The organism is Nostoc sp., from assembly GCF_035638895.1.
GTDB lineage: Bacteria > Cyanobacteriota > Cyanobacteriia > Cyanobacteriales > Nostocaceae > Nostoc.
The window spans coordinates 1-1956 of the sequence record NZ_DASQZC010000012.1 but is presented as its reverse complement, the minus strand read 5'-3'; the positions used below and the strand labels follow the sequence as shown (position 1 = coordinate 1956).

The following is a 1956-nucleotide window of genomic DNA, read 5'->3' as shown; positions in this document are numbered from 1 at the left end:
ATATCAGCTTTCTCAATGGGATTAACACCGGGTAAATTAGTCAGATTTATAGATTCGGTATTAAAAGTCCAAGGTAAATCTTTGTCTAAGCGATGATTTTTTAAATCGGCTAAACCTGTTTTGAGGGTAACTTGAAATCTTGTCGCTATTGGCAATGCTTTCTCGGCTTGAAAACCCACCATGCGCGGTGTTAAAAAACGAAATTGACCGGGTAAAGGCGGCCAAAGTGCAAATTTTTCTAATATTTTCTGCTGTTCTGGACTGTCTAGGCTTTCAACTGGAATTAAAGCTTCTTTAAAACGGATGCGGATTTGGTTAAGAGATTTTGCATCTCCAATGGGACTAATTTGTTCAATCCAGTCTGGTAGTTTAGGCGGTGTGAGTGGGGATACTTTTGGGAGTTGTTCTTTACTTGAGTTGATACTAAAAAAATTACATCCTACCATCCCTAGCATAAATGTAAAGAGCAGAATAAACTGTATAGTTCTCTTCCGGCTTGAAGTAGGAATAATTTTTTTTAACGAACCGCCAAGAACGCAGGTAATCTTATGGTGGAAACGCAGTAAAAATCTGATTATCATCTTTCTAGTAATTAAAAATAAAAAATTCACAAGTTATAGCAAACAAAAATTTGCATTCTTTCATAGAGTGGGCAATGCCAAGACTAATAAAGGACGCAATATGTCTAGTTATTTATACCCAAGCTATGGATGTAACGTATGTTTATTTACATAGATAACCAATCCAGTGTTATTGTTCCAAAAATCACTACAATTCTTAACTATGAAGAAGTATTTAAGTTCTACAAATATTAGTTTCTATCTGCTAAGTTAGGAAAAATTAATTATTAAGTATTGGACATACTTGCTGATGTAGATGTAATAATCGCCGCGTCAAAATTAAAGTAAGTTTTCTTAGACAGGGATTCCCTGATGAAACTAATTTCACGATCGCTACTCAAACTTAAGCGCACTAGTAAGGTTATCCTAGCTGTGCTGGTAATCTGTCTGGTGGTACGTCTACTACCTTATTTTGCGCCCATTCGTGCCGCAGACATTGCCCAAAATCAGTTGGCAATGCAATTTAGCGATCGCAATGGTTTACCATTAGGAACACTACTCACCCGTGACCAAGAGCATACATCAGTAATACCACTAAATCAGGTTTCGCCCCAGTTTATCCACGCTATTTTAGCCGCCGAAGATGGCAGCTTTTATTATCACGGGGCGTTGGATATGAAAGCTATTATCCGCGCCAGCAAAGAAGCCATCCACGCCAAACGAATTGTTTCCGGTGCTTCCACTATTACTATGCAGTTAGCGCGGATGTTAGATCCAGTGCCCCGTAGCTTCTCTGGTAAACTGAGTGAGATTTGGCTATCTTGGCGGTTAGTAGCAGGGATGAATAAAGATGAAATTCTCTCTGCATACATCAATCGCCTGCCAATGGGAGGCAATATATATGGTGTGGAAGCAGCCGCGCAGACTTATTTTTCCATCCCAGCTAGTGAATTGAATCTTGCCCAAGCTAGTTTGTTGGCTGCTATTCCTAATAATCCCACATATTTTAATCCTTACCAGCATTGGGAACGACTGAAGCAGCGACAAAAATACGTCCTCAATCGTATGGTACGCGATGGGTATATTAGTGAGGCGAACGCAGCCCGAACATCCGCCGAAAAAGTTGTGTTTCAATCTGGCCAACGGGGAATTATCGCCGCACCACACTTTTTGTTTTGGTTAGCCAATCAAATCCCTCTTAGTCCCCCTTACAAAGCGGAGAATCAAGCCCTTTTTAAAAGGGGTTTGGGGGATAAATCCGTTATTCGCACCACGATAAATCGCCCTTTACAGCAGTTTGTCGAAGCACAGGTGCAACAAGTGATTTCTTCTCTCGCCGCCAAGAATGTCCATGATGCATCTGCGTTAGTAATTGACAACCATACTGGTGAAGTTT

2 protein-coding genes are annotated in these 1956 nt (G+C 40.4%); one reads left to right on the top strand and one right to left on the bottom strand.

The features are described 5' to 3' along the window. Positions 1 to 455 (bottom strand): hypothetical protein (locus VE944_RS00320; RefSeq protein WP_324970775.1); only part of this gene is annotated, 455 nt, incomplete at its 3' end. 477 nt (positions 456 to 932) lie between these two features. Between VE944_RS00320 and VE944_RS00315 the strand changes: the two genes are divergently transcribed. Continuing rightward, on the top strand, positions 933 to 1956 hold a 1024-nt coding region (locus VE944_RS00315), incomplete at its 3' end, for a transglycosylase domain-containing protein (RefSeq protein ID WP_324970773.1).